The sequence below is a fragment of the Hydrogenophaga sp. GW456-12-10-14-TSB4 genome (genome assembly GCF_059424305.1).
This window is the reverse complement of record NZ_JBWKZH010000004.1, coordinates 1-25,153: the sequence shown is the minus strand read 5'-3', so window position 1 is coordinate 25,153 and position 25,153 is coordinate 1. Positions and strand designations below refer to the sequence as shown.

Sequence of the window (25,153 nt, the reverse complement as noted above, 5' to 3'; positions counted from 1 at the left end):
AACGCAGAACTCCTCGCCTCTGCGGGCGTTCCAGGCATGCAGAGGGGATGGGGCTGAATCTGGCGCACGTGTGCGCGGAGTTCCAATCGCATAGAACACCGCGCGCTGGACCTGACGGCCTCCGCGTGCGGGGGGGTGAAGCGAACGACAACGGCAGTACCGTTGGTGCCAGGCAGGTGACGACTGCGACGCCCCAATGCTGTGGAAGGGACCGCAGGGTGGAATGAAGATCACACTCCCGCGTTGGTCACTGTACTCTCTGCGGACCGCAACGGGACCCTGCGGCACTGCGCCTTATCCAACCGCAGCGGCAAGCGGCTGCAGGCGCACCCGTTCTCCAGTGGCGACGCATCGGACCCAGGCGTCTGCGCGGCAGAGCGTTCAGCGGATGGTTTGAGATAGGAGTTGTGGCAGCCACAATTGCTTCGATCGCCGCTGTGGCCGACATTGACCGACGAAAATTCAAGCCACCATCGCACCGTTCAACGGAAAAGAGGCGTCAGCGGCTATTTGGACAGACCGGGCAAGCGCTTGCTTACACAACGCTTTGCTTGAATACGCCTTGTGCACGGCCGCAGGCGTGCATCGTCACAGTCGAGATGCACTTTGGCGTCTATCAGCCGCTCACGTTCGTGGGCAAAGCCGTCGGGCTTTCACCCACAAGGCGAGATCTCCCCAGTCGGAACGCACACCGTCATCGCACTTCTTGTTCATCGGCTCGCTATTTGCGCTCCACGCTTGCCTATCCCACGCTCGGTCGCCCTCACGCAGTTGCGCTTCACTTCACTCACTGTGACCAGCTCGTGGCGGGCCTTGCACCCACAGCTGTGCGCCCATGCTGGGCGCACCACGAAAAAGCCCCGACCAGGCGGGGCTTTGAAGAAGACCCCTGTGCTTCAGGGCGGCGCGATGTTGAGTTGGTAGAGCGCGTAGAAGTTGGCGTACTCGCGCCCGGCAACGTCGCGGGCCGAGAGGTGCAGGCCACTCAGGCGCGAACCCGCGGCGTAGCCCGGGCCGCCGTTGAAGCAGTGGTCGTCCGTCACGCTCTGTGGCGAGCAGGCCACGACAGCTCGGCGCGCCGTCGATCGCACGTCGACCGAATCGGTGAAGTTGGCGTTGCTGCCGGTGCGCGGTGAGCGCCCGAACATCGTGATGTGCGTGGGCGGCAACTGGCCTGCGGCCACGCTCCAACCGTTGCCGCCGCCTTCCGTGGACATGTCGCCGGTGTCGCCGTCGACGAACACGATCTGTCCCGCGTCCGGGACCCCGGCCGGCTCGGTGCCCGACCGGATCTCGGCGATCAGGCCCGGCGTCAACTGCGCGAGGCCCTGGGTGCGCAGCTCGGCGATGGTGAGGGCACGGGCGCGGTTCTTGTAGTACTGCACCTCGGGCACCGTGGTGTCGTCCTGGGGCGTGGCCGGGTCGTTGAAATTGAGGTAGTACTCGAAGCGCCAGCTGCCCTGCGACCTGGCGCTGGCCAGGTTGGCTTCGGTGCGGTCCGGATCGGCCACGAAGAACAGCGTGGGGTCGACGTTGCGCGGATGGGGACGCGACGTGCTGCCATCCACGTATTCGCTGCGCAAGCGAACGAAGCTGGTGCCGGAGACCGTCGGGCCGGGCTTGACCAGGCCCAGGAAGCTGGAGTTGCCGCTCGGTTGCAGGGTGAGGACCGCACCGGTCGGCGTGGTGACGACGACGCGGTTGAACACCGGGCCCAGGTTGCCCGGGCGCTGGCGGTTGGCCACGTCCAGCACGTAGCCCGTGCTGAAGTAGTCGTAGGCGTCCTGACCCAGGCTGAGGAAGTTGCGCCGCTGCTGGTAGGCCGCGACACGGCCGGGGAAGCGGTACTGGTTGCCGATCAGCCGCAGCTTGCCGTCCACCAAGCTGGTGCGCAGCACGAAGCTGTCGTAGGACTCGCTGCCATCGGGGCCGGTGGTCTTGTAGCCAATCACGGTGTCTTTGTCGGCGTTGTCGCGGGTGAACTCGTAGCTGCCCTGGCTGAACACTGCCCCGACCGCGTTGGGGTTGAAGAGGCTGGCGAAGGCGCCGGTGCTGCTCACGGTGCCGCCGTTGTTCTTGAAGAGCGCCGGGTCGTTGTTGTGGAACACGTCGAGGCATTCGGCCGCCAGCACGGTGCTGGGCGCCACCGCGCGCTGGTTGGCCGGCAGGGCATAGCAGGCGGTCAGCGCCTGGAGGAACTGGGTGATCTTCGCCGAGGTGCCGTCGGCGATGAGCGTGGCCGGATCGATCACGGGCAAGGGCGTGACGGTCGTCGTGTCGCTGCTGAAGCTCAGGCTGGTGGGTTGCTGACCCTCGGCCACTTCCTGCTTGACCGAGATCTCGATGTTGGTGGTGGTCGAGCTGGCTGGCAGGAAGGTGATGTTGACCGAATCCAGCAGGCGGTCGTAGCCGGTGCCATCGGTGTTGAACGTGCCCGTCAGCGGGTTGAAGGCGGTCGAGCCGGTGGCCGTGAGCAGCGGGGCCAGGATGGCCTGCACCTCGGTCACGGTGTCGGCCACGGCCTGCGCCGAAATGACCGCATTGCCCGCGGCCAGTTCGCCGGCCAGCTTGCTCGGGTCGCCGGAGGGCGACAGGCGCGAGGCGATGAGCGTGGTGATCGGCGTGATGTTGGCCGTGGTCGCGCTGGCCGACGCAATCACGCTGACCAGCGACTGGGCGGCACCGTTGGCGTCAACACGGTTGGCCACCAGCACAAAAGGCGCCACGGCCGCCGCGTCCAGCGTGATGCTGTAGGTGCCGTCCGTGCCGACGGGCTGGCTCTGGCCGACCGTGACGCCACGGCTGTCGACCACGGTGATGACCGCGCCCGTGAAGGCCGCGCCCATGGCGGCCACGCCGCCGACGGTGAGGCCCGCCGGGGCATCGACGGTGCCGCCGCCACCGGCGCCGGAGTTGACGCTGCTTCCGCCGCAGCCGGCCAGTGCCAGCATCAACAAGCCCGCCAGGGCATACCGTCTGTAGTTGTTTCGCATGCAATCTCCATGTGTTCGTGGGACAGTCGTCGGGGATCCATAGACCCCAGCATTGGTATTGGAGATCGGGCGGCGACAAATTGCATCCCATGAACATGGGGGTCGAGGCGATCTGGGCCTGCGCGGTGCGCCGCTTTGCACGTTCGGCGCCCGCTTTCTGGGTATGCTCGATGCACCCCGCGCGAAACCTGTCCAACCTGCGGGACGCTGGAGACCGATCCCGATGTGGCGTGTGCTGATCGTCGAAGACGACCCCGAGATGCGCAGTTTTTTCGAGTCCTGTGTGGAACGCTCGCCGGCCTTGGCGCTGGCCGGCTGTGTGGGCACGGTGGCGCACGCCAAGGACTGCCTGGCGCATCCGGGGCCGGGCGTGGACGTGCTGTTGACCGATCTGGGCCTGCCCGACGGTTCCGGCCTGGAAGTCATTCGGCAGGCGCGCCTGACCCACCCGGCCTGCGAGACCCTGGTCATCTCCATGTTTGGCGACGAGGACAACGTGCTGGCCAGCATCGAGGCCGGCGCGCTGGGTTACATCCACAAGGACGCCGCGCCGGACGACATCGCCCAGACCATCCTGGAGATGAAGGCCGGGGGCTCACCGATCTCGCCCATGATCGCCCGCCGTGTGCTGGCCAAGTACGCCGCGCGCCCATCCAGCGAGGTCGCCACGGTGGCCCCGCCGCCCGCCGCCGCCCCGCCCTCCGATGCCGATCGCCCGCCTTTGTCGCGGCGTGAGCAGGAGGTGCTCGGCCTGATCGCTCGAGGCTTCTCGTACCAGGAAATTGCGGGCCTGCAGGGCGTGAGCGTGCACACGGTACAGACCCACATCAAGAGCCTGTACAGCAAGCTGGCGGTGCATTCCAAGATGGAGGCGGTGTTTGAAGCCACCCGCATGGGCATGTTGCCTCGGCATGGTTGAGGGCATGGGGTGGCGCTGGCTGCTGTGCCTGGGCCTGGCGCTGGGCTTGTCGGGACCGCTGCATGCCGACGAACAGGAAGCGCCCCATCGGCCGGCGCTGGAGTTGCGCGAAGCACAGGCCACCGTGGTGGTGGACGGTCACACCGAGCGGCGACAGCTAACCCTGCCCTACCACTGGGACCGCCACCATCCCGGGCGCGCCGGCCGGGCGACCTTCGACTTGACATTCACATTGCCTGAGGTGCCGCAAGAGCCCTGGAGCATCTACCTGCCCCGGCTGGGCAACGCTTACGAGGTCTGGCTCAACGGCCTGCTGGTGCAGCACGAGGGGGACATGCTGCAGGCCAACGGAGCGGACCACGGGCAGGTGCCTCGCATGGCGCCGCTGCCGGCCGGCCTGCTGCAGTTGAACAACACCCTGCAGGTCCGGGTGCGCGCCGACGTGGGCCGCCGGGGCGGGCTCTCCACGGTCTGGATCGGGCCGCGGGAGGCGGTCGGCGCGAAATACGCCGAAGCCTACCGCTGGCGGGTGACCGGTTCGATGGTCGTGGTCGGCTTCAGCCTCCTGGTCGGGCTGATCTCACTGTCTCTGTGGGTGACACAGCCCGACCTGTCCAACACGGTGCGCCAGCAACGCGACCCGCTGTACCTGTATGCCGGTCTGGCCGAACTGTTCTGGACGGTCCGGGTCGGCGATGCGCTCATCGAGAACCCGGTGCTGGCCTGGCCCTGGTGGGGCGTTGTGCCGGTGGTGGCGCTGGCGGTCTGGAGTTGGAGCATGGGGCTGTTCTGCCTGCATGTGGCGGGCTGGGAGAGCCGGCCGGCCGGCCGCCTGATGGCCAACTGGCTGATGGCCCTGATGCTGGCCAGCGGGCCCATGGCGGTCTGGGCGCTGGCCTTGGGCCAGCCGCTGGCGCTCACGGCCTGGTACGCGGCCCTGGGCCTGAGCTTTCTGCCGTTCGGTGCGGCCTTCCTGGATCGGGCGCTGCGCGGCGCCAGCGTGCCGCACCGGGTGGTGGCGCTGGCGGTGCTGCTCAACATGGCGGTGGGATTCCGCGATCTGTACGTGTTTCGCATCAACCCGACCTATGCCGACAGCAGCCTGATGCGGTATTCCTCGGTGTTTTTTGGCCTGGGGCTGGCCTACATCGTCATCGAGCGGTTCCGGCGGGTTTCGGCGCAGGTGCGCGACCTGCTGAACACCCTGGCCGCGCGGGTGAGCGAGAAGGAGCGGGAGCTCGCCGAGACCTACCGGCGGGTGGAGCAATTGGCCCGCGAGCAGGAGCGCACCGCCGAGCGAACCCGCATCCTGCGCGACATGCACGACGGCGTGGGAGCCCACATCAGCTCGGCGATCCGGCAGCTCGAGTCGGGCCGGTCCAGCCAGCAGGAGCTGCTGCAGACGCTGCGCGACTCGCTGGATCAGCTCAAGCTGTCGATCGACGCCATGAACCTGCCGCCGGGCGACGTGACGGCGCTGCTGGCCAACCTGCGCTACCGCCTGGAGCCTCGCCTGCAGGCCAGCGACATCGCGCTTCGCTGGGCGGTGGAGTTGATCGAACCGTTGCAGCGGCTGGACGCCGGCGCGATGCGCCAGTTGCAGTTCATGGTGTTCGAGGCCTTGTCCAACGTGCTGCAGCATGCGCAGGCGACCGAGCTGTGCATCGAAGCCGTCGCGGCCGAGCAAGGCGTGCGCCTGCGCATCGTGGACAACGGCCGCGGATTCGACGCCACCGCGCCGTGGCGCAAGGGACTGCTGGCGATGCGGGAACGCGCCCGCGCGATCGGCGCGGTGCTCTCGCTGCAGAGCGCACCCGGACGCACGGTGGTTGAAATCCAGTTGTCTTGACGCGGGCCTGGCGCTCGGAATGATCGCGTCATATCCGCCGTGTCCGAAAATCCGCCCAACTGCGGCGCATTGCCTCGTCTTTCGGCGATGTCTGACCACGATGGTTCCTCACCGCCGATTCACCGTTGGGAGTCTGCGCAGCAGAGCGTTCAGCGGATGGTTTGAGGTATGAGTTTTGCCGGCCAAAATCGTATCGATCGCTGCGGCTGCCCGCATTGACCACGATGCGATCGCTGGACGATCAGATGACCGCCTAGGCGACCTCCTTCGGCTTACGCGCCCCCTCAAGTGCCCCGCAAGCGGCACATCGCACTCAGGTTGAGCGCCAGACACACCAGCTTCAACTCGGACTCGATCTTCTCCAATCCCCGCAGGCTGGATTGCCTGAAGCCCAGCACGCACTGGCCCCCATTGGACGCTTCCATCATTCACGTCCTCTGCCGTAGCCCGCCTGCCCTTGTGGCGTCTTCAGCTTGACCTCCATCGCCGTGGTGCGCGGGTACCCTTGGTCATCGATCGCCAGCGCCTGCTGACCTCCGCGCTACCCAGCGTCACGATCAGCTCGCTCGGGCTGTCCTTGAGCTGCTCGAAAACTCCTCTGAGCGGAACCCCGCCTCAGCCAACACTTGGCCGGTGTCCTGGCCCAGGTTGGCCTTCACCGCCGCCAGCAGCACCGGCAGGCACTCGCTGTCGGCGGCGGCAGGAGCGTTCGGCCACCACCACGATCCACTCGGCCTCGTCCACCGCGGCCTGCACGTTGTAGCTGTAGTCGTGGTCACCACCAGCGCACTCCTCGGGCAGCCCGTCTTGCAGCGCGTCAGGCAGCAGCCTTTGCTGCTGCGGTTCGTAAGGTTGGCAACTTGCGGCGGTCATACACATCTATCAAGCATTCTTCCTGCCGTCACGCTACTGCCGCGCAGGCTCCTACGCGGTCGCGGCGGTGCCCTCACCCGCCTCGGTCGACTCGGCAGCCTCCGGGGGAGGCGCCTTCGCGTCAGAAGCCGAGGGCTCCACGGGCGGATCGGAGCGGTCTTCGACTGGATCCATTTCATCCGGCTCAGTCTGCGGGACCGGCGCAGCCTGCGGATCACCGGCGCCGCGACGCGCATCGAGGGTGTTCATTTCCCGGCGCAGGCGAGCGGCCAGGTTTCGGGTGCCGTTGGCGACGTCGCGCACGCGGCGCTTGAGCCCGGCCCGCTCGATGTCGACGGCTTGCGTGGTGATGACCTCATGAATCTCCAGGGTCTGCAGCAGCGGCATCAATTGATCGAGCTTGCCAAGAACTTCCAGGTAGCGCCGGCTGCTCGACGAGAGCACGCCGACATCGAGCTCCATCGGGACGGTGTCATAGGTAGCGGTGCTCGTGATGCCATTGGCCTGGAACAGCGCCTCCGCGCCGTCGATCGCATGGTTGAGTTCGTCGGCGATCTTGTCCATCTGCACGCGCACAAGAGCTTCGACCTTTGCGACGTCATTGTGGTTGAGCCGGGTTCTGGAGATCACCGAGATGAAGTGGATCGCCAACTGGAAGGTATTGAAGTAACGAATGAACAGCCGCTTGCCTTCGGCGCTGGCGAAGCTCGCCTTGATCTTCAGGCTCGCAGCCTCGACCCGCCGGAAGTCGGCCTTGGTTTCCTTCGCGAGGATGCGGGCGTTGACGCCGCCCTGGTCGTGCTTGACAAACTCGATGTCGGCCATGGTCGCTAGCTCCTTGGGAATCGCATTCCATCGCAATGATCGAAGGCGCTGCTTTCATTCGCCACGCGAAACGGGCACGAAGTCGGGCTGATTTCGGCATCGGCGATGGTTCAGACCGCTCCAGGCGTTGACACCCAACACCGTGGGCCCTACTGTGTCAACCAAGCAGTAGCTGGCCCTGCTCTCCCTGGCAAGCCCTGGAGTTTCCTCTGACGCAGAACCCGCGCGCCACTTGCGCGGCATCGGCGTCTTGATACCGACCTTTCCACCGGCGGCTTTCGAGGCCGGGCCGGGCATCCTTTGCCTGGCGCCGAAAGCTTTCTCCCTGCCGGTTGCTGGCACACCGGCCCCACGACGCACCGCGCCGTGACCTAGCCAGCCCTGGAATCCCCGATCCGCACCGCGGATCCGTCCATCCGTCCACCCCCTGGGGCCAACCGCCCCCAGACCGGTGCGTGGGCTCCTGCCTTTCTCCCAAGGAGCCCACCATGCTGGACCACAGCATCTCACCCGAGATCCGTCCCTATCCGCCAATCGGCGTCGTGTCCGAGAACGAGCCCGCCGAGCGGACTGTCTTTCAGGCCCTGCTTGAGCGGCTGCAAACCGGCGACGCACATATCGTCCCCGTCGCCACTGCCACGGCCATGCTCGATGCGGCCGACGACGAATCGCCCATCGAATGGAGCGAGAAAGACGTCGTGCTGTTGCACTGGCGGCTGCTCAAGGAGATCGGCCGACTGGCGGATCCCGAGACGCCGCTGGAAGAGAAGTTCGACACCCTGCGCTGGGTCTTCACCGAACGCGACAAGGACCACAAGCCCTTCAGCTTCGTGTCCTGCTTGCGCGTGGTGGGCTGCAGCCCGTTGTCGCCCTTGCCGTACTGTGGCCTGGTCGACGCCGAAGAGGTCCGCGACTTCATCCGCTGTGCCGTGCGCCGGTGGCTGCTCCAGACCCTGACGCGCTACCCCTCGTGGGTGCGGGAGGCCATCGTGGACCACCCCGATTGGGTCGAAACCCGGCTGGCCCGCAACCCCCAGTGGATCAATGAAGAGGTCCGGCGCGTCGCCCTCGAAGGCGACCTGTTCGCCTGATCAACCGGCCCGACACCCCCCAACGTGGGAGCGCGCCGCGCTCCCGCCCTTCAACCTTGAAAGGAGTCCGCCATGACCGATTGGAAGGACCTTCTCTGCCTGCTGGCGATCTTCATGGCCTACGGCATCGTCGGCCACCTGGACCACCAGGACGCCATCGCGATGGAAGAAACCATGCGAGAGGACACGCCGCAGCCCTGCTTCGCGTCCCTTGATGTGCCGACGGAGCGCGCCTTGCCTATGGCGACCGATGCGCTGCCGCCGCGGCTTGCGGCAACGGCAGCGGTTTCTCACCCGGCCTGCGTGCCGGACAACGAATGAGGACTTGAGCCATGCATCTCACCGCACATCACCCCAGGCGATCGGAAGCGCTGCTTCCGGTCCGGGACCTGGGCGACATCGAATACCTCGTGAAGGAAAGCGAGGTCCTGACCGGCCAGGCCGGGCGGGGCTTCGTCATCGCCGGCGCCGACCGGCTGCTCTACCGGGTGCATTGGCATCCGCTGGGCTTCAAGGTCGTGCGCCTGGGCGCCCACGGCGAGATCCTGGACAGCCGGCAACTGCTGCCCTGGGAATTCAAAGAGCACGCCCTGGCCCACGCACTGGCCTGCGGCCAGCTCTTCACCGCATCGGTGCCCAGCGACACCGGCGCCTGTGCCTGATCACCACCACCCTCAATGGGCCATCCCGCTGCGGGCGGTCCGCCTCCCAACAGGAGATCTCCATGAAGATCCAAGTACGCTTCAACGAAGAGGGCGCCCTGCGCAACCAGCGCTATGCCTTCACCGACCGGTTCACGCTGGTCACCGAGCTTTTGCAGAACGCCCGCCGCGCGGGCGCGCTTCACATCGTCGTCGACCGCCAAGCCGAAGGCGGTGTGCTGCGCGTCCAGGACGACGGGCATGGCATCGAGGACTTCCAGAAACTGCTGAGCTTCCACGAGTCCGGTTGGGACGAAGGGACTACTGAACAGGAGCACCCCTTCGGCATCGGCTTCACCAAGTGCTTGTACGCCGCGACCCACGTCGTGGTCGCCTCGGGCCAGCACCGCGTGGACATCGACACCGCTGCGGCGCTGCGGCGCGAGGCTTTCGAGGTCGAGATCGCCGAACAAGCGGTCGGCGGCACCGTCATCGAACTGCGCGGCGTCCACATCGCCGACCTGGCGCAGCGCATGGAAGCACTCTGCGAAGGTTTCCCGGTCGACGTGGTCTTCAACGGCAAGCAGCTTGAGCGTCGGTTCGCCGAGGACCACCTGCCCTTCATGCCCTCGCCGATCGGTGCGGTGCATGTCACGGGCAACCGCAGCGGCAAGGCCTCGCGTCACACGCTGGTGTTCCTCCAGGGCTTCTGCGTGAAGCGGCCCACGTACTACAGCGCAGGCGAGGTCAACGTCGTTCACCTCGACCCTCAGCAGTTCATGGCGCGGCTCCCGGACCGCGACATCCTGATCGACGCCGACCAGCAGCTCCAGCGGATAGACCACCAGGTCAAGCTGTGCTGGCGCACGATCCTCGAAGTTGCCCGGACGCAGATCCCCGCTGGCGAGTTCGTCGAGACCTATTTCGATGCGATGAAGCTGTGGGGCCACCAGGACCTGCTCAACGACATGGACGTGTTGCCAGTGGCGCTGTTCGAGCGCATCGTCGGCTATCCGGTCCAGGCGCCCTACGGCCAGCGGGACTATGTCGAGCCGGTCGACACCGCGCCCAGCCGCCGCGACATCGAGGAAGGCCGGGTGACCATCGTGTCGCTGGGCTGGCCCGGTGGCGATAACACGGGGCACTGGATGCTCGCGAAGCACAAACAATGGCTGACCGCCGAGGTCCATCTGCTCGATCCGGGCCACTGGCTCAGGCCCCATGTCCACTGCCTCGAGGACCATGAGGCACAGATCGAGGTGCAGTTGGAAACGGCGCGCGCCACGCTGGAAGGCCGGTGGGTCTGGCCCCTGGTCATCGTCTGCCAGTCGGTCCGCATCCGCGTGGGCGAGCACGAGGTGGATATCGTGGACGAAGGCGTCTGCCATGACGGCGACATCCTGGTCCCCGCCGGCGAAACCACGGGCGAGCCGGTGCGCCAGCTGTCCGACTTCATTGATGGGAGCGATCGCTACCGTGACGACGAGATGGACGCGGACCGTGAAGCACTGGCCGACCTCATCCGCCGGCTGCGCTCCACCAATCCGGTGGACACGCTGACCTCGCTGCTGGATGAACTCCATCTCGGGAAGTATCCGCTGCTGCACGGCAGGCGGTTCGAGGTGACCGTTGGCGTGGGCGGCAAGCCCGGCTGCACAGTGGATCTGGTCGGAAGCAACGCGGCCCTCAAGGCGCCGGTCGGAGGCGGCCATGCAGAACGCTGAATACGCCGCCCGCGTGGATGCGGTCAAGCAGCGCGCCCACGGTCGATGGACCGAGATTCTCGGTGCCATGGGCCTGGACGAACGACTACTCAAGCGCAAGCCCATGCCCTGCCCTGTCTGCAAGGACGGGGTGGACCGGTTCCAGTACACCGACAAGTTCGGCGAGGGGAACTACCACTGCCGCAAGTGCGGCCCGGGTGGCGGCTTCAAGCTGCTGCAGGCCTGCAAGGCCATGGACTTCCACGCGGCGCTGTGCGCGGTCGAGAAGGTGCTGGGCATGCTGCCCCCAGCGCAGCCGCCCGACGATGCCACGCCCGAGCGCATGAAAAAGCTGGTGCAGCGCATCTGGAACGAAGCGCGTGCGGTCACTCTCGGCGACGTGGTGGACCGTTACCTGCGGGGTCGGGGCCTGGCTTTGAGCAGCTACCCCGGATCGCTGCGCTTTCATCCGGCGCTGGGCTACTACCAGAAGGAAGGGGTGGCCAAGGCACGCAAGGTGGCCGAGTACCCCGCGATGCTGGCCAGCGTGCAAGACGCGCAAGGTGCCGTCACCCTGCACCGCACCTACCTGCAGGCGGGCCGCAAGCTCGATGCACCCGATGCGAAGAAGGTGCTCAGCGGCGGCTTCTCGGGCGCCGCCGTGCGGCTGGCAGAACCGACCGATGAACTGGCGGTGTGCGAAGGCATCGAGACCGGCATCGCGGTGTTTCTCGCGACGCGCAAGCCGGTGTGGTGCGCGCTGAGTGCGGGCAACCTGGAAAAGCTCTGGGTCCCGGACACGGTGCGCAGCGTATGTGTCTACGGTGACAACGACGCCGACGGCGATTTCACGGGACAGGCGAGCGCGTATGCGGCCGCCCGCCGGCTCAAGCGCGAAGAGGTCCAGGGGGGCCCGCGCGCGATCCGCGTCTTCCTGCCCCGGCAGGCGGGCACGGACTGGGCCGACGTCTGGCGCCAGCGGCAGGAAGCCGTGCTGCTGCGCGCCGCGTGATCTTTGGCAGGGGGTGGGCATCTCGCCCGCCCCCGTCTTTTCAGCGCAGGTTCTGCGAACCGAGCCTGCACTGCAAAGGCTTCTCCCCTGGTCGCTGCCAAACCAGGCCACGCACGTGGCGAAGGCAGCCTTGGAGCTTTCTGCGCGACCCCGGTCGCGCCCTCGGGGACCGGTCTGAAGCCGGTCCTTCATCAGCCCTTGCGGGGATGCGCATCCCCGTGGGGAGAGCCGTCCTCGCTTTTTCTCAATCGAAGGAGATTGTCATGAGAAGCGGACGTACCCTGGTGAGTTTGGCGCAGGAACTGCAACGCCAGCTCGACACCAAGAAGGATCTGGTCGTGCCCTCCCCGCTGGTGCGCCACAGCACCAGCGAAGGCGGCGGCACGAGCCTCGTGATCGAAGAAGCCGGTGGGCCGGCGGCCTATGGCGTGACGCCGCTGGCGCGTCGCCAACTGGCCGACAAGCTGGGCATCCCGTATGCGTACTTCGAACGCATGCGCGAGAACCAGCCGGCATTGCTGGATCGCAACGTCAACACCTGGCTGCAAAGCGAGGCCGACCGGCGGCTGCTGCGCACGCTCGATGGCCATGTGCGCGCCGTGCTGTCCGACCGCTACCGCCGACTGGACAACTTCGACTTGGCCGACCACGTCCTGCCCATTTTGCACGGCCTGCCCGGTCTCACGTTCGAGTCGGTGGAACTGACCGAGACGCGCATGTACCTCAAGTGCGTCACGTCGAAGCTGACGTACGAGATGGCGCCTGGCGACATCGTGCAGGCTGGCATCGCGATCTCGAACTCCGAAGTCGGCCAGGGCACGCTGTCGGTGCAGCCGTTGCTGTTCCGACTGGTGTGCCGCAACGGCCTGATCGTGGCGGACCGCGCCTTGCGCAAGACGCACGTGGGTCGTTCGATGGCCCAGGAGGACGAAGGCGTGACCGTCTACCAGGACGACACCCTTCAGGCCGACGACAAGGCATTCTTCCTGAAGGTGCGCGACGTCGTGCAGGCCGCGGTGTCGGAGGCGACCTTCCGACAGGCCGCCGCGAAGATGCAGAGGACCATGGGCATCCAGCTCATCGGCGATCCGGTGCAAAGCGTCGAGGTGCTGGCGCAGCGCTACACGCTCAACGACATGGAGCGTTCGGGCGTGCTGCGCCATCTGGTGGCCGGAGGGGACCTGTCGGGCTACGGCCTGGTCAATGCGGTCACCCACTACAGCCAGGAGGTCGAGGACTACGACCGGGCCACCGAGTTCGAGGCGCTGGGCGGCAAGCTGATCGAACTCAGTGCTGCCGAGTGGAAGCCGTTGGCCGCAGCGGGCATGAAGAGCCCGTAGGTGCAAGTGGACGGAAGGGGCTGTCGCCTCTTCCGCTCCTCTGTGAAAAGGCCGCGGAATGCGCTCCGTCAGCGCGTCCCTAGAACAGGTGCACGCTGATCGCACCATGGACCTTGCCAACGACCTTCACGCCGCGGCGCCGGCCCGATGTCGCCGCTGTCCATTCGTGATCCGCGTATGCCTTGTTGTCGCACTTCAGGACGATGCCTTTGCCCAGGCGCTGCTCAACCCGCCGGATGATGAGGCGGTCATTGCAACGGAGTGCGTAGATCCCGTTCCCGATGAGGTGAGTGACTGTCGTGTCCACGAAGACGAGGTCGCCGGGCCTCAGGCGAGGAGCCATCTCATCGCCCGGCACGCGCATCGGAACCCCCAGCTGTCCGCCTCGCGTCAGCGAGTCCGTCATGGCATGAACACAGTTCGCCACCTGCACGAGGTGAGCACAGCGATACGGCTCTTGCGCTGCATCACCTGTCAGGCCCATCAACGCATCGGCGCTGCAGCCAAGCCCGACGCACAGCCGGGCAAAGGACTCCAGGTCGGGTAGCCCGGGATCCTTCGCGTCGATCCAGCGCCGCACGCTTTGGGGTGCCCGTCGCGTCATCCCCGCCAGGAAGGAAACCACCTTGTTGTGGGCCATCCCCATGGCGGCGAGTCTGGCCCGCAATCGATCGCGCACGGCCGGGACCAACTCCGGCGGTGCCACCTCGGTCTGACGCTCGCGGTGCGCCATCGACGTTCCGGCGCGGCCCCAGTACCGCGCGTTACGTACCTTGGACCCGCGGCGCACCGGGTCTCGCTTGGACGTGCGGTTTGACAGAGTCCTGGTGACGGGCATGCGATTCTCCTCAACGGATGCGAGGCCGTGTTGTACCCCCCAGCTCTGTTACAGGATGTGCGATTTTTCGGAAACGCCCGCGATCCCCGGCCGTTTCGGGTGGCAAATCCAGGCAGCCCGCGAACACACAGCCGTTTGTGTGAATCCGATCAACGCGCACAGCATATGCTGTCTTGGAAGAACATTAGCCACATTATCCGATTCGAGGACGTCGTGAACCATCGTCAACACCCTCCCCCGCCGGGGACACCAAGGAACCGACCATGTGCCACCTGCTTCTATCCGATGTGCAGTCCACCAACCTGCAACTGCTCCATGTGATCCGTGTTGGGACGGAGCGAGACGAGGTCGGCACCTGCCGCAAGTTCAGCATGAATGCCGCCCAAGTCGAACAGCTGCGTGCCATGAATCCGGCCAACCTGTGTTCTCAGGTACGCGCGATCGGCGAGATCTCGCTCTTCGTGCCGCGGACCGACTTCGTCGCGCTGCTGAAAACGCCGCTCGCCTTGGCCGGGACGCTCGCCGCCGCGCACCCACCGAACCCCACGACACCGATCGCGATCCCGGCGAAACCGTGATGCCCGGCACCCGAGTCAACCAGCGCGTGCGTGCGTTGGCGCTGGCGCGTGATTGCGCGCTGCTCGGTGCGCGCGTGCGGACCATTCACCACCTGACCGGCCTGCGGCCGCAGGAACTGCTGCACCTTCTGTTCGTTGGCGGTGCACAACCACCGCGAGGGCGCGCTCCAGATACGCGCGAGTGGTTTCACCATGCAAACCTGCTGTACCGCACCGAGGCGTCCATCGTCGTCGCCAATTTCCAGCGGCTGCATCGCATGGGCTTTGGTGCCCCTGAGGCGCTCATCGCCGCCTACCGCTACTATCAGTCGGTCTACCGCCCACCCTGCCGGATCAGCTTCGACAGGGCTTTTGACCTCGCATCGCACACCGAGGGGCTGTGGATCGCCAAGACACCCGGTTTTCGCATCGCACTGTGTCAGCGCTGCGGCAGCGAGTTCCTCGACGCCATAGGCGGTCACGGCACGGCAGTTCGCGCCTGCCCGTTCTGCCAATTGCTGGACAAGCATGGCCGGGACCCGCGCTTGACCGCGTTCGTGGCGGCCAAGCACGATCCCGTGGGCAAACTGCAGGACGGGAAACCCGACGGCGACGGCGCGTCGCGAGGCTGATGGCGAAAGCCCTGGCACTTCGCTTCCATTTCGACAAGCCAGGCACGGCCCTCTTCCGAAGAATGGATCGTCCAAGCGTCTGACCCGGCGCGGAGATCCATCGATGGCCTCGGCCGATCCCACCCTCAGTACAGCCACGCATGCCTTCGCCTCCTCGGACCCAGGTTTCGAGGCATTGTCCCTGGATGCCATCCTCTCGGGCCACCAAGGACTGCTGGGCCGGATCAAGCTGTGCTTCGGTGCAGATCGGGCCACCTTTGATCGCGAACTCATGCCGCTGATCCATCGGTATGCACGCTTCGTCCACCTACTTCCTGCCACCGCGGACAACTATTTCCGGGCTCCAGGCGGCCTTCTGCAACTGGGCCTCGAGACCGCGTTCTTCAGTTTGCAGGGTACGGATGCACATATCTTCGGCGGACGCGCGACGATCTCGGAGCGCCGCGCGCTGGAGCCACGCTGGCGCATCGCGACCTTCATCGGCGGCCTGTGCTGCGAGTTGCACCGCACGCTGAGCCACCTGATCGTGACAACGGCGGACGGCGAGGAATGGCCATCATTTCTGGGGGGCCTCACGCCATGGTTGGAACAACGGACCATTGACCGCTACTTTGTCCGCTGGCGCACCCATGCCCGCGAGTCGCGGGGCCTGGGTCTGTTCGCACTCCCCCATGTCGTCCCGGCCGAGGTGATGCAGATGCTGGGCAGCGGCAACGCGATCGTTGTTCCGCAGCTGATGGCCAGCATCGCAGGCCTCCCGCAGTACCGCGAGCACAACGTGCTCGATGAGCTTGTGCGCCGCTCGATGGCGCTCGTCGTCGACCGCAACCTGCTGGCCGGCGCCGACCGCTATGGTAAGCCCCAATACGGTTCACATCTGGAGCGCTACCTGGTGGACGCGCTGCGCAGGCTCGCAGCCGGCCACTCGGCCTGGACCGCCAACCGGGACAAGAGCCGGGTCTGGATCGGGCCGGAGGGCCTTTTTCTCGCATGGCCCGGCGCGGCCGAGGATGTCCTGGCCTTGCTGGAGAGCGACCAGCTGGCGGGCATCCCGAAGTCTCCGCACACCCTGTTGGACCTGCTGCTGGAGGCGGGGGTGTTCGTGGGACTCGACGCCACAAGCCAGACCTGGGCGATCCAGCCGCCGGGCGCCAAAGCGCCGATCGACGCCGTCAAACTCGCCAGCGCCGCGATCCTTCTGACGGGGCTCGATCCACCGCCCGCGGTGCTTGAGGCCAGCCTGCTCGCACCGCCCCCGTCACGGCCTGCGCCTCAGCCGCCGCCCTCCGGTGCGCCGCCGGCAACTGGCGCAGCCCCTTCTCCGGCGCCGACCCCGACGCCCCGCCCGGCTGCCACGAAGGGACTCGGTGCGCCGGCAGGGGAAGCCCGGGAGGGCCAGCTGTCGCTGCTCGACACGGACACTGCACCCGACATGCCTGCCGAAGTCCCTTCCGCTAAGAAAGCATCCACGATGAAAGCCGCAGACGCTCAAACTCCGGCATCCGTCAGTTCGTCCGCACCAAGCGTCCTTGGCCTCAAGGCACCGATGCGCTTGAACCCCGCCGTTCGCCACGTGCTCGCGGACATCGTGGCAACCTTGCACGACAGCGCCCGCGCGTCCGATGTCTGCACCGTGGCCGAGGGCATCTTCATTCCCTTGGGCGAGTTCGAGCGCCGCGGGGTGCAGCCCGGCATCGCGATCCGGGCCCTCAACGACACGCGGATGATCTGGCGCCAACAGGCCAGTGGGCCGCCGACGGTCGCACGCCAGATCCGCGACGCGGTGGTCCTCGGCGTGGTCCTCTCACCGGCCCATGTCGAAGGCCTGGATGCACGGGCCTTCGGTGGCGCAACTGAGCCGACAACCGCTCCACCCGAAGCGGCGGCCAGCAAGCCGCCTCGGAGCAGCTGAGATGCTGGTGCGCCGCTATGAGATGCCGTGGCGCCACGCCTTCGAGGCCCATGCCGGCCTGGTCTGGCTGGCTGCCACGCTGTACTTCGCAGGGGTCGCGGCCACGGGCCGCCTGCCCGCCATGCCCGCCCTCGTGCTCGCCGCCACCTGCCTGCTGATGGGGCTTCGACGGCTGGCGCAGGCGGTGCGTGTGCTGCGCCTGCGTGGGTCGCTGGGGGGACGGCGGATCCAGGTCCTGGGCACGGACCAACTGGCTCGCCTGTGCACCGACCCATCCCAGGTCTTCCTGGGCTTCGGCTTCGAATGGCGGCCGGTGCATGCGCAGCGCCTCTACGAACTGTCCAAGGTGGACTATCGGGAGTTCACGGTCCCGCGCTGGCTCCAGCTTGTGCTCGGCCAGGGCGATGCCGCACAGCCGGATGCCGAGATCGGCCTGCCTTATATCCACGGGGTCGAACCGCGAGAACATCCGCTGCACCGTCCGCTGCAGAACTTCGAGGGCGGCACGCTGCTGGTGGGCACCACGCAGTCCGGCAAGGGCGTTGCGCTGGCCAACCTGATCACACAGGCGGTGCGCCGCGGCGATGTCGTGATCGTGATCGATCCCAAGAACAGCCGGCGCCTGAAGCGCGTGGTCGAGCGGGCCTGCGAGGACTACCGGGAAGCGGACACCTTCATGGAGTTTCATCCCGCCTTCCCGGACCGAGGGGTGAGGCTGGACTTCACGTTCAACTGGCAGAAGCCGACCGAGATCGCCTCGCGCATCCAGTCCATCATGCCGCCTGACACCGCAGGTGCCTTCTCGGCTTTCGGCTGGGATGCCGTCAACGTGGTGGTGCAAGGGCTGGTCGCGTTGGAGGAGCGGCCCAACCTCATCAAGCTGACCAAGTACATCGAAGGCGGCATCGAACCTGTGCTCGAAGCTTCGTTGCGCCGCTTCTATGAGCAGTTGCTGGGCAGTGCCTGGCGCGAGCAGCCCGAGATGCGCAAGCTGTTGCACGACGCTCATCGCGGCAACATGCGACGCCCCTCGGAGGCGGCCAGTGCCGACCTGATGGCTTTCGTCGCCTACTACGAACACCTTGTCGCGCAGAACCAGCGCGACAAGGTGCTCGACGCCCAGGTCCGCGTGTTCAGGCACAACCGCGAGCACTACCAGAAGATCACGGCCAACCTGCTCCCCATCCTCTCGATGCTCACCTCCGGCGACCTCGGCCGCAGCCTGTCGCCGGACCCCTTCGATGCGGACGATATGCGCCCGATCATGAACTTCGAGAAGATCGAGCGCGGGGGCCACGTGCTCTACATGTGCCTGGATGCGCTGCCCGACCCGTCGGTGGCTTCGGCCATCGGCGCGCTGGCCCTGGCCGATCAGGCCGCCCGTGCGGGCATGCGCTACAACCTCGGCACCTACCGCCGCATCGCCCTGTTCGTGGACGAGGTCAGCAACGTCATCAATCAGCCTTTGATCGAGATCCTGAACAAGGGGGCCGAAGGCGGCATCTTCGCGACCTGCGCCATGCAGACCCTCGCCGACCTGGCGAGGCGTCTTGGCAGCGAAGACGCGGCCCGCATGGCCCTGGGCAACCTCAACAACCTGATCGCCCTGCGCACCAAGGACCGACCCACGCAGGACTTCGTGGTGGAGACCTTCGGCAAGACCGCGATCCATACCGTGCGCGTGGGACTGAGTCACGGGGCCGATGCCCACCTGGGGGACTTCTCTTCGAGCTACTCCACCCAGCTCACCGAAAGCTTCGAGGAGGTCGTGCCCGCCGACATCCTGGGCAAGCTGCCCAATCTGCAGTACTTCGCTTCGGTGTCCGGAGGCCGCATCGTCAAAGGGCGCTTCCCGATCATCGACCCGGATGCCGACGGCCGTCCTGAAGGGAGTCGTTCTGAAGAGAGGCGGGCATGATCCGGGCGGTGGCGGTCGTCTCCCTGGTTCTGCTGCTCGTGCTGGTGCTCTATGTGCCTTCGGCCCATCCCCCCGAGCGCTTCCTGGCGCAGCTGCGAAGCGAACACGAGGCCGCCTTGGAATTCTGGGGCGCAGAACCCGCCCTCGCGATGCTGGACCGCGCCATGCAGATGCAGTCCGGCGCTGCCAAGGTCAGCCCCATTCCCGCACTCCGGGACATGCCCAGAACATCAGGGGTCCATGGCGCGGTGGCCTCCGAGATGGCCTCGGTCAATCAGCGGCTGTTCCACAACGCCTACTTCCGCTCGGTCGATGCGCTGCTGATGCTCGCGAGCTACCGGCTGTCCGTCCTGCTCCAATGGCTGCCGTGGCTGCTGCCGCTGGTGCTGGTCGCGGGCACCGACGGCGCCCTGGTGCGCGTCATCCGGGCCAAGGAATTCCTGCAGCACGATCCCGAGATGTTCGCCGTGTGGTGCTCACTGCTCATCATCACCCTGTGCGCCACGGTGATCGCATTCGTGCTGCCGGTGTCGATGCACCCCATGGCACTGGCTGGTTTTCCGATCGCGGTGGCTGTGCTGCTGGGGCGGGCCATCACCCACTTCCATCGACGCGCGTGATGGATGCTCTGCAAGGCTCTGGTCGCTACAGCTCAACCGCGGTCAGCCTATCCTGCAATCTGCCTTCTGACGCCCAACAGAAAGGGGTCGGACAGTCCGACCCCATCCATCGAGAACTCAGCACCATCACTTGCGGGCTGACTTCGCGAAGCTGAGGAAGTCCTTCAAGGTCTTGTCTTCGGTCACCTGCTCGTGCGGCACCAGCAGGTACTCCTTGCGCGGGTTGTCCGGGTCTTCGTCCAGCTGGTCGACAGGCACCAGCAATGCCAGACCCGTCGGTATGGGCTTGTCCTCGAACAGGTTCAGCTGGTCGAGTTCCAGGCCTGGGGTCTTGCGATTTGCAAGGAAGTTAGACAGTCCGCGCATGATCGATCGTCGAGGGTGTCGTCGACCACTCTAGGGGCCATTTCGGGTTGGGTACCTGCTGGTTTCACCCCGAAATCCAGCTCTTCGAACGCTCTTACCCGATGATGGGAGCAGGCTCCCGTCCTTCGAAGGCCGATTGCACGGCCTCAACCATGCGCAATGAGAGCAGCCGGTCTTCAAGCTGCGGATACTCTCGCACCAGCTTGCCCGACACCTGCCAGTTGTTGTCCTTGATCGAACGGATGATGCGGGCGGCATCAGGGTCCGGCATCTCCATCACATCCTTGATGCGTCGCTGGGCGAGCTGGAACATCAGCAGCATCCTCGCCTCCTCCGCCATTTCGATCCGGATCGTGTGCGCGACCAGCCTGGCCGTGTAGACCGCGTGCTCGGTCAGGTCGGGGTAACGCCACGCGTGGTTGGCGCCCGCATAGTCGTCAAAAACAAGGTTCGATTTCACGCCGTCGGCATAGGTGATCAGCGTGCCGAACCAGTGGGCCTCGGCATACCGCCGCATGAATGGTCGAGAAAAAACCTCCAGCGTACGGTCGTAGCCGTGCCCGAACTCGCGGGTGTTCGTGATGCCCGCCGACACGGGGAGGATGATGCCCTCGGGCACCGCGCCGTCGCGCTGCAGCGTGTCGTTGATCAGGAACCGGTGGATGCGGCCATTGCCGTCGCTCATGGGGTGCACGTAGACGAAACCGAAAGCGATGGCAGCGGCACGCGCCAGCGCCTCCTGACCACGGGTAGCACGCTCGAATTCGATCAGTCCGTCGCGCATCCCGGCCACATCATCGAAATGGGGAGCGATGTAGTGGACGATGTCACCGTGGATGCTGGACTGGCCCACGAAGACAGGCGAACGGCGAAGGCCCTTGCTTAGTACCGCCTCACCCAGTATCCCCCCTTGCAGCACCAGCAAGCTCGCGTCGGACATCGGGTCTGCAAGCTTGCCGCAATGCTCCCCGATGACGTGCGCGAAACGCTTGATGCGGTCGGTCTTGTCTGCTTCGTTTTCAATGAGAAAGCTGGCCCTTGACTCCTTGAGCGTCAACCAGGCTGCTGCCCGCATGAGCACGTCCTCACCAAACTCGTTGTCGAGTTCAGCCAGCGCCGCGGCGGGATCGAATGTCAGCGCCTCTTGCAGCGCCGCCGTCCTGCGCACGAGCGGACAGAAGTTGCGGTTGCCCGGTAGGTTGTTGTCGACCCGCCAGCGCTTGTCGCGCTCGGCCTCCGTGCGTGTCAGGTAGGCCGTCGCATCCACGGCGGGGATGTAGGCGCCGTTGGTGAGGTCGGGCACCTCCAGGCGAGTCCCGGTCAGCCATTCGTAGAAGAACCCTGCACGGCGGGCGTACTTGCCCGTGGGTTCCTTTCGGCACCAGGCGGCAATGGGCTCGGGGCCGGTGGCGGCAAACAGCCGAGCCAAGAACTCCAGGTGCACCTCCTCGTACTTGAGACCGAACCCGAAGTGGCCAGCAAAGCTGTCCTCCGGGCGGTATCCCGGGGTGTACTGGTTCTGGTCCAGCTCGGGCGCGTGCTTGCTGAAACGGGTCGTGCCGATGCTCGACACCACCCGCAAGGGTTGCGTGAGCCGAAGACCGTGCGCCGCTTCCAGCGCCTTGAAACCCACATGCATGTTACGTAGAACCGATACCTAGAGTGCGAAAACGACAACAGAAGCCAGCAACAGCTCCAAAACGATTCGGAACACTGTTACACAAAATCGCCTCTCGAACAATCAAAATGCAAAAAAGACAGGACTAGGCGTGCGAAAACAGTATCGAAAAACTCGGCAGCACCAAAACACCTAAACGACAGCAACCCAGGAGGTGACGCCACTCAGGTGCTTTGAGAACGCGCAGGTCCTGCCTGCTTCACCTTGCTCCGCCTCGACACCACTTCACCGAGCCTCAACTGGTCCAGGTACCTTCGGGAAAGCAGCGGGTGGCGGGCTTTGACTTCGGACGCTTTGCGAGTGATGAGGAGCTGAAGTTCATTGGCTCCCAGCGGGCCCTGCAAAAACCAAGCTATCTAAAAATGAATCCCAAAACCGAGCTGTACAAGCAAGAAGCCGACATTGCTTTAGCGGCGCGGTCCTTTCATTCCGCGGTGTTGACGCTGGACGCAAAGAAGGGGCCAGTCGCAGATGCACATACTCAAGGCGGAAAGGTCGTGTTTCTTACTGGCTTCGACCCGAGTGCGATGTCACTCGGTGACTACGTCAAACAGGCACTTAGCGAACGAGGTGGTTTCGACCGACTTTCTGAAGCATCCAATGCCCACCGCCCGAGCGTAACGACCGTCAAGGGCGCTGCCGAGAAGCTGACAGGCGAGCAGCCCGAACGAGGTCTTGAGGCGCGGCCGCGCTTCGCGGGGTTGGGGGCTCCCCGACCCGTTGCGTTGACGCAACATTCTCTAATTTTGCTAGACGGCCTGCCAGAACGGGTCTAAGTCATTGATTTTATTGACTTTTGGCCATCAGCACATTAACACCCCTTAGAAAACAAAAGGCCAACTCAACGAGTTGGCCTAAGTGCTTGATTTAACTGGTGGCTGGGACTGGTTCGAAAAACCTCTATAGCCCGCGCCAACGCTCACTTTTCCCTGGTTGTCCTGATTCCTGGGTACACCTTTGGGTACACCAGACCATTTAAGGCCGCATAGACGCGAAATTGCGAGTGATCGCGCTCGGCTCAACCTGCCCAAATTGTCTCACCCTCGGCGCCCAGGGAAGCCGGTTGCGTTGCATTTTTTCTTTCTTTATTGACATATAACTAATAAATGCAACAAACTCCGGTATGGCATCCCCCGCCTCGACACTCGAACAAGCCGTCCTGGCGCTGGCCGGACAGCGGCCGCTGCTGCGCGCGCGCGATCTGGCAGAGCACGGCCTTCCGACGATGGCGCTCAGCCGGCTGGTCGCCGCAGGCAGGCTCGAGCGGGTCGCCCGAGGCGTCTACAGTCTGCCGGGACGCACACTCAGCGAGCACCGTTCGCTGGCAGAGGTAGCCCTTCGCGTACCACAGGGCATCGTCTGCCTACTGTCCGCACTGCGCGTCCATGGGATCGGCACGCAAGCGCCGTTCGAAGTGTGGCTCGCGATTCCACCCAACTCGCCAACGCCCAGGCTCGATCAGCCCACGCTGCGCGCCATCCGCATGTCGGGTTCCGCACTGTCAGAAGGCGTCGAACCCATGCAGATCGATGGTGTCAGCGTTCCAGTCTTCAACGCAGCCAAGACCATTGCTGATTGCTTCAAGTTTCGCAACAAGATCGGCTTGGACGTCGCGCTGGAAGCGCTGCGCGACGGATGGGACCAACGCAAGGTGACGGTTGACGCTCTCTGGCACTACGCCATGATCGACCGCGTATCCAATGTGATGCGCCCCTACCTCGAAAGCGTCACCACGTGAGCCGCAACATCGCAGCCTCGGTCCGCGCCCGCTTGAAGCAGCATGCGGATACCAAGAAGCAGGACTTCAACCTGACGCTCACCCACTATGGCCTTGAGCGCCTGCTGTACCGGTTGTCCACCTCACCCCATGCCCCCAACTACCTGCTCAAGGGTGCACTGCTGTTTTCGCTCTGGTACGACCAGCCCCATCGGCCCACCCGCGACGCCGACCTGCTAGGGTTCGGCCCAGACGATGTGGAGTCGGCAGTGAACGCCTTCCGAGAGATCTGCCAGATCGCTGTGGAGGATGGGATCATTTTCGATGTCGCGTCGGTGCAAGGGGCCGTCATCCGCAAGGAAGCCGGCTACGGCGGCGTGCGAATCGATCTGCGAGCAACGCTGGACGGCGCGCGCATCGCCCTGCAGGTGGACATCGGATTTGGCGATGCGGTGACGCCAGCAGCACAAATCATCCGCTATCCCGTCCTGCTCGATGACTTGCCCGCTCCGCAGTTGCGCAGCTACCCAAAGTACACCGTTGTCGCGGAGAAGTTCCACGCGATCTGCCTGCTGGGCATGGCCAACACCCGGATGAAAGACTACTTCGATCTCTGGGTACTCATGACCGAGGGAACCCTGGACCCCACCGAACTGCGCCGCGCCATTGCGGCGACTTTCGAGCGCCGAAAACTCGCGATGCCCAGCAGCCTTCCTACCGGATTGAGCGACGGCTTCTCTGAGGATGGGACGAAGCAAACGCAGTGGGCGGCATTCTTGAAGAAGAACCGGCTTGAGGCCATGAATCTGGCGGATGTCGTGCATCAGTTGCGAGACGAACTCCGGAAGTGCGGCGTTTTCTGACGTTTGTTGAATTCCGCCGATCTCTGACCCTGCGGGGATGCGGCAGAAATCTTGGACTACTGAGAGGTGGACACGCGGATTTTCAATGCGATCTGCTCCTTCCGAGGCTGATGACGAAATCCCCCTCAGAACAGCGGCATTGCGGCGCGACACCCGCGCAGCCGCCCCTTACCCTTCGTCCATGCGCTGATGAGCGTGTCATTGCCAACCATGACCCAAGGACCACCGCCATGCTGATTGCCATGTCGAACACCAGCCATGCCGGGCATGCCTCCTCCGGCTCGGCCGATCCCAGCGACGTGGTCGAGACCCGGCTGTGGATGGAAGAACACAACTGGCTGTACGGGCTGCTGCGCAGCAGCGACAACGTCGCGCCGACTTTCCGCATCCCGGACCTGCTCAGCGCCTGCGTGGCCAGCGTTTTCAACCGCGATGATGCGGCCGAGCGCATCTTCGGTTTCCTGGGGACGGCGCTCGTCATGCGTTCACCGACCACGCCGCGCCGACGCGAATCGCTGTGGCGAGCGCAGTACGAACTGCTGCACGATCTGCAGTGCTCGCCGGCGAACCGCCATCCCAACCCGAAGTTCCAGCTCGACCAACTGACCACGGCGTGCGTGGCCTTGTGTCAGCAAGAGGATCCGTCCGGCGCGGCCGTGTTGCGCCAGGCCCGTCATAACATGGTGGAGCGGCACTCGGCGGCCCACGGCCAACGCCAGCAACGATAGAGCAGCGGCAAGCAGCCGACCACCTGCACCGACCTTGTCGGGCCCACGCCCGACCCACCCGCATCACCCGTCCCAGAC

The 25,153-nt window shown here is 65.3% G+C and carries 24 protein-coding genes; 17 read left to right on the top strand and 7 right to left on the bottom strand.

All coding sequences use genetic code 11. From position 1 onward, the window contains the following. Positions 1–896 precede the first annotated feature (896 nt). Positions 897–2,993 (bottom strand): Ig-like domain-containing protein, encoded by a 2,097-nt coding sequence (locus AC07ZS_RS03135; protein WP_494797177.1) that lies wholly within the window; start codon positions 2,991–2,993, stop codon positions 897–899. 223 nt (positions 2,994–3,216) lie between these two features. Here AC07ZS_RS03135 and AC07ZS_RS03130 point away from each other — a divergent pair, with 223 nt between their 5' ends. Then, on the top strand, positions 3,217–3,912 hold the full coding sequence (locus AC07ZS_RS03130) for a response regulator transcription factor (protein ID WP_494797176.1): 696 nt from the start codon (positions 3,217–3,219) through the stop codon (positions 3,910–3,912). Further along, a complete protein-coding gene (locus AC07ZS_RS03125; RefSeq protein ID WP_494797175.1) occupies positions 3,905–5,761 on the top strand; it encodes a sensor histidine kinase in 1,857 nt (618 codons plus the stop codon). The genes AC07ZS_RS03130 and AC07ZS_RS03125 overlap by 8 nt, the downstream gene beginning before the upstream one ends. Positions 5,762–6,045: 284 nt before the next feature. Here the strand turns inward: AC07ZS_RS03125 and AC07ZS_RS03120 are convergent, their stop codons facing one another. The 3 genes from AC07ZS_RS03120 to AC07ZS_RS03110 all read right to left on the bottom strand — a co-directional run bounded on the left by AC07ZS_RS03120 (position 6,046) and on the right by AC07ZS_RS03110 (position 7,459). Continuing rightward, the gene (locus AC07ZS_RS03120; protein WP_494797316.1) at positions 6,046–6,189 is read right to left on the bottom strand and encodes a hypothetical protein; all 144 of its coding nucleotides are present in this window, start codon (positions 6,187–6,189) and stop codon (positions 6,046–6,048) included. Between the two features lie 187 nt (positions 6,190–6,376). Further along, positions 6,377–6,634 (bottom strand): hypothetical protein, encoded by a 258-nt coding sequence (locus AC07ZS_RS03115; RefSeq protein WP_494797174.1) that lies wholly within the window; start codon positions 6,632–6,634, stop codon positions 6,377–6,379. A 51-nt stretch (positions 6,635–6,685) separates the two neighbouring features. After that, a complete protein-coding gene (locus tag AC07ZS_RS03110) occupies positions 6,686–7,459 on the bottom strand; it encodes a DUF1845 domain-containing protein (RefSeq protein WP_494797173.1) in 774 nt (257 codons plus the stop codon). A 488-nt stretch (positions 7,460–7,947) separates the two neighbouring features. Between AC07ZS_RS03110 and AC07ZS_RS03105 the strand changes: the two genes are divergently transcribed. From AC07ZS_RS03105 to AC07ZS_RS03080, 6 genes are all read left to right on the top strand, one after another. Beyond that, on the top strand, positions 7,948–8,550 hold the full coding sequence (locus AC07ZS_RS03105) for a hypothetical protein (RefSeq protein ID WP_494797172.1): 603 nt from the start codon (positions 7,948–7,950) through the stop codon (positions 8,548–8,550). A 72-nt stretch (positions 8,551–8,622) separates the two neighbouring features. Continuing rightward, positions 8,623–8,871: a hypothetical protein gene (locus AC07ZS_RS03100; RefSeq protein ID WP_494797171.1), complete on the top strand. Its 249-nt coding sequence runs from the start codon at positions 8,623–8,625 to the stop codon at positions 8,869–8,871. 11 nt (positions 8,872–8,882) lie between these two features. Beyond that, positions 8,883–9,212, top strand: coding sequence for a hypothetical protein (locus AC07ZS_RS03095; protein ID WP_494797170.1), 330 nt, complete (start codon positions 8,883–8,885; stop codon positions 9,210–9,212). Positions 9,213–9,274: 62 nt separating this feature from the next. Beyond that, on the top strand, positions 9,275–10,915 hold the full coding sequence (locus AC07ZS_RS03090) for an ATP-binding protein (protein WP_494797169.1): 1,641 nt from the start codon (positions 9,275–9,277) through the stop codon (positions 10,913–10,915). Then, positions 10,902–11,906: a DUF7146 domain-containing protein gene (locus AC07ZS_RS03085; protein WP_494797168.1), complete on the top strand. Its 1,005-nt coding sequence runs from the start codon at positions 10,902–10,904 to the stop codon at positions 11,904–11,906. The genes AC07ZS_RS03090 and AC07ZS_RS03085 overlap by 14 nt, the downstream gene beginning before the upstream one ends. Positions 11,907–12,169: 263 nt before the next feature. Further along, entirely contained in the window at positions 12,170–13,246 is a 1,077-nt protein-coding gene (locus AC07ZS_RS03080; protein ID WP_494797167.1) for a DUF932 domain-containing protein, read from the top strand. 79 nt (positions 13,247–13,325) lie between these two features. Here AC07ZS_RS03080 and AC07ZS_RS03075 read toward each other — a convergent pair whose 3' ends face one another. After that, the gene (locus AC07ZS_RS03075) at positions 13,326–14,084 is read right to left on the bottom strand and encodes a S24 family peptidase (protein ID WP_494797166.1); all 759 of its coding nucleotides are present in this window, start codon (positions 14,082–14,084) and stop codon (positions 13,326–13,328) included. Between the two features lie 263 nt (positions 14,085–14,347). Here AC07ZS_RS03075 and AC07ZS_RS03070 point away from each other — a divergent pair, with 263 nt between their 5' ends. From AC07ZS_RS03070 to AC07ZS_RS03050, 5 genes are all read left to right on the top strand, one after another. Continuing rightward, positions 14,348–14,662, top strand: a complete 315-nt coding sequence (locus AC07ZS_RS03070) for a hypothetical protein (RefSeq protein WP_494797165.1) — start codon at positions 14,348–14,350, stop codon at positions 14,660–14,662. Further along, the gene (locus tag AC07ZS_RS03065; RefSeq protein ID WP_494797308.1) at positions 14,662–15,273 is read left to right on the top strand and encodes a FlhC family transcriptional regulator; all 612 of its coding nucleotides are present in this window, start codon (positions 14,662–14,664) and stop codon (positions 15,271–15,273) included. Before AC07ZS_RS03070 ends, AC07ZS_RS03065 begins: the two co-directional genes overlap by 1 nt. A gap of 103 nt (positions 15,274–15,376) precedes the next feature. After that, positions 15,377–17,185 carry a MobH family relaxase gene (gene mobH / locus AC07ZS_RS03060; RefSeq protein WP_494797164.1) on the top strand — a complete coding sequence of 603 codons (1,809 nt, stop codon included), beginning with the start codon at positions 15,377–15,379 and terminating at the stop codon, positions 17,183–17,185. Position 17,186: 1 nt separating this feature from the next. Next, the gene (traD, locus tag AC07ZS_RS03055; protein ID WP_494797163.1) at positions 17,187–19,103 is read left to right on the top strand and encodes a conjugative transfer system coupling protein TraD; all 1,917 of its coding nucleotides are present in this window, start codon (positions 17,187–17,189) and stop codon (positions 19,101–19,103) included. Further along, positions 19,100–19,723 (top strand): IncC plasmid conjugative DNA transfer DtrJ family protein, encoded by a 624-nt coding sequence (locus tag AC07ZS_RS03050; protein WP_494797162.1) that lies wholly within the window; start codon positions 19,100–19,102, stop codon positions 19,721–19,723. The genes traD and AC07ZS_RS03050 overlap by 4 nt, the downstream gene beginning before the upstream one ends. Before the next feature lie 126 nt (positions 19,724–19,849). Here the strand turns inward: AC07ZS_RS03050 and AC07ZS_RS03045 are convergent, their stop codons facing one another. Both AC07ZS_RS03045 and AC07ZS_RS03040 read right to left on the bottom strand, forming a co-directional pair. Beyond that, a complete protein-coding gene (locus tag AC07ZS_RS03045; RefSeq protein ID WP_494797161.1) occupies positions 19,850–20,089 on the bottom strand; it encodes a hypothetical protein in 240 nt (79 codons plus the stop codon). A gap of 94 nt (positions 20,090–20,183) precedes the next feature. After that, a complete protein-coding gene (locus tag AC07ZS_RS03040; RefSeq protein ID WP_494797160.1) occupies positions 20,184–21,728 on the bottom strand; it encodes a Fic family protein in 1,545 nt (514 codons plus the stop codon). 308 nt (positions 21,729–22,036) lie between these two features. On the opposite strand from AC07ZS_RS03040, the gene AC07ZS_RS03035 reads away from it, so the two are divergent. The 4 genes from AC07ZS_RS03035 to AC07ZS_RS03020 all read left to right on the top strand — a co-directional run bounded on the left by AC07ZS_RS03035 (position 22,037) and on the right by AC07ZS_RS03020 (position 25,075). Further along, positions 22,037–22,543 (top strand): hypothetical protein, encoded by a 507-nt coding sequence (locus tag AC07ZS_RS03035; RefSeq protein WP_494797159.1) that lies wholly within the window; start codon positions 22,037–22,039, stop codon positions 22,541–22,543. 347 nt (positions 22,544–22,890) lie between these two features. Beyond that, positions 22,891–23,505 (top strand): type IV toxin-antitoxin system AbiEi family antitoxin domain-containing protein, encoded by a 615-nt coding sequence (locus tag AC07ZS_RS03030; protein ID WP_494797158.1) that lies wholly within the window; start codon positions 22,891–22,893, stop codon positions 23,503–23,505. Further along, complete coding sequence (locus AC07ZS_RS03025; RefSeq protein WP_494797157.1) at positions 23,502–24,347, top strand: nucleotidyl transferase AbiEii/AbiGii toxin family protein; 846 nt, start codon at positions 23,502–23,504, stop codon at positions 24,345–24,347. Before AC07ZS_RS03030 ends, AC07ZS_RS03025 begins: the two co-directional genes overlap by 4 nt. A gap of 230 nt (positions 24,348–24,577) precedes the next feature. Beyond that, entirely contained in the window at positions 24,578–25,075 is a 498-nt protein-coding gene (locus AC07ZS_RS03020) for a hypothetical protein (protein WP_494797156.1), read from the top strand. Positions 25,076–25,153 lie beyond the last annotated feature (78 nt).

Excerpts from the sequence above, each read along its gene's own strand:
- AC07ZS_RS03135 (WP_494797177.1), bottom strand. The coding sequence starts at position 2,993 with ATGCGAAACAACTACAGACGGTATGCCCTGGCGGGCTTGTTGATGCTG.
- AC07ZS_RS03130 (WP_494797176.1), top strand. The coding sequence starts at position 3,217 with ATGTGGCGTGTGCTGATCGTCGAAGACGACCCCGAGATGCGCAGTTTT.
- AC07ZS_RS03125 (WP_494797175.1), top strand. The coding sequence starts at position 3,905 with ATGGTTGAGGGCATGGGGTGGCGCTGGCTGCTGTGCCTGGGCCTGGCG.
- AC07ZS_RS03120 (WP_494797316.1), bottom strand. The coding sequence starts at position 6,189 with ATGATGGAAGCGTCCAATGGGGGCCAGTGCGTGCTGGGCTTCAGGCAA.
- AC07ZS_RS03115 (WP_494797174.1), bottom strand. The coding sequence starts at position 6,634 with ATGACCGCCGCAAGTTGCCAACCTTACGAACCGCAGCAGCAAAGGCTG.
- AC07ZS_RS03110 (WP_494797173.1), bottom strand. The coding sequence starts at position 7,459 with ATGGCCGACATCGAGTTTGTCAAGCACGACCAGGGCGGCGTCAACGCC.
- AC07ZS_RS03105 (WP_494797172.1), top strand. The coding sequence starts at position 7,948 with ATGCTGGACCACAGCATCTCACCCGAGATCCGTCCCTATCCGCCAATC.
- AC07ZS_RS03100 (WP_494797171.1), top strand. The coding sequence starts at position 8,623 with ATGACCGATTGGAAGGACCTTCTCTGCCTGCTGGCGATCTTCATGGCC.
- AC07ZS_RS03095 (WP_494797170.1), top strand. The coding sequence starts at position 8,883 with ATGCATCTCACCGCACATCACCCCAGGCGATCGGAAGCGCTGCTTCCG.
- AC07ZS_RS03090 (WP_494797169.1), top strand. The coding sequence starts at position 9,275 with ATGAAGATCCAAGTACGCTTCAACGAAGAGGGCGCCCTGCGCAACCAG.
- AC07ZS_RS03085 (WP_494797168.1), top strand. The coding sequence starts at position 10,902 with ATGCAGAACGCTGAATACGCCGCCCGCGTGGATGCGGTCAAGCAGCGC.
- AC07ZS_RS03080 (WP_494797167.1), top strand. The coding sequence starts at position 12,170 with ATGAGAAGCGGACGTACCCTGGTGAGTTTGGCGCAGGAACTGCAACGC.
- AC07ZS_RS03075 (WP_494797166.1), bottom strand. The coding sequence starts at position 14,084 with ATGCCCGTCACCAGGACTCTGTCAAACCGCACGTCCAAGCGAGACCCG.
- AC07ZS_RS03070 (WP_494797165.1), top strand. The coding sequence starts at position 14,348 with ATGTGCCACCTGCTTCTATCCGATGTGCAGTCCACCAACCTGCAACTG.
- AC07ZS_RS03065 (WP_494797308.1), top strand. The coding sequence starts at position 14,662 with ATGCCCGGCACCCGAGTCAACCAGCGCGTGCGTGCGTTGGCGCTGGCG.
- mobH (WP_494797164.1), top strand. The coding sequence starts at position 15,377 with ATGGCCTCGGCCGATCCCACCCTCAGTACAGCCACGCATGCCTTCGCC.
- traD (WP_494797163.1), top strand. The coding sequence starts at position 17,187 with ATGCTGGTGCGCCGCTATGAGATGCCGTGGCGCCACGCCTTCGAGGCC.
- AC07ZS_RS03050 (WP_494797162.1), top strand. The coding sequence starts at position 19,100 with ATGATCCGGGCGGTGGCGGTCGTCTCCCTGGTTCTGCTGCTCGTGCTG.
- AC07ZS_RS03045 (WP_494797161.1), bottom strand. The coding sequence starts at position 20,089 with ATGCGCGGACTGTCTAACTTCCTTGCAAATCGCAAGACCCCAGGCCTG.
- AC07ZS_RS03040 (WP_494797160.1), bottom strand. The coding sequence starts at position 21,728 with ATGCATGTGGGTTTCAAGGCGCTGGAAGCGGCGCACGGTCTTCGGCTC.
- AC07ZS_RS03030 (WP_494797158.1), top strand. The coding sequence starts at position 22,891 with ATGGCATCCCCCGCCTCGACACTCGAACAAGCCGTCCTGGCGCTGGCC.
- AC07ZS_RS03020 (WP_494797156.1), top strand. The coding sequence starts at position 24,578 with ATGCTGATTGCCATGTCGAACACCAGCCATGCCGGGCATGCCTCCTCC.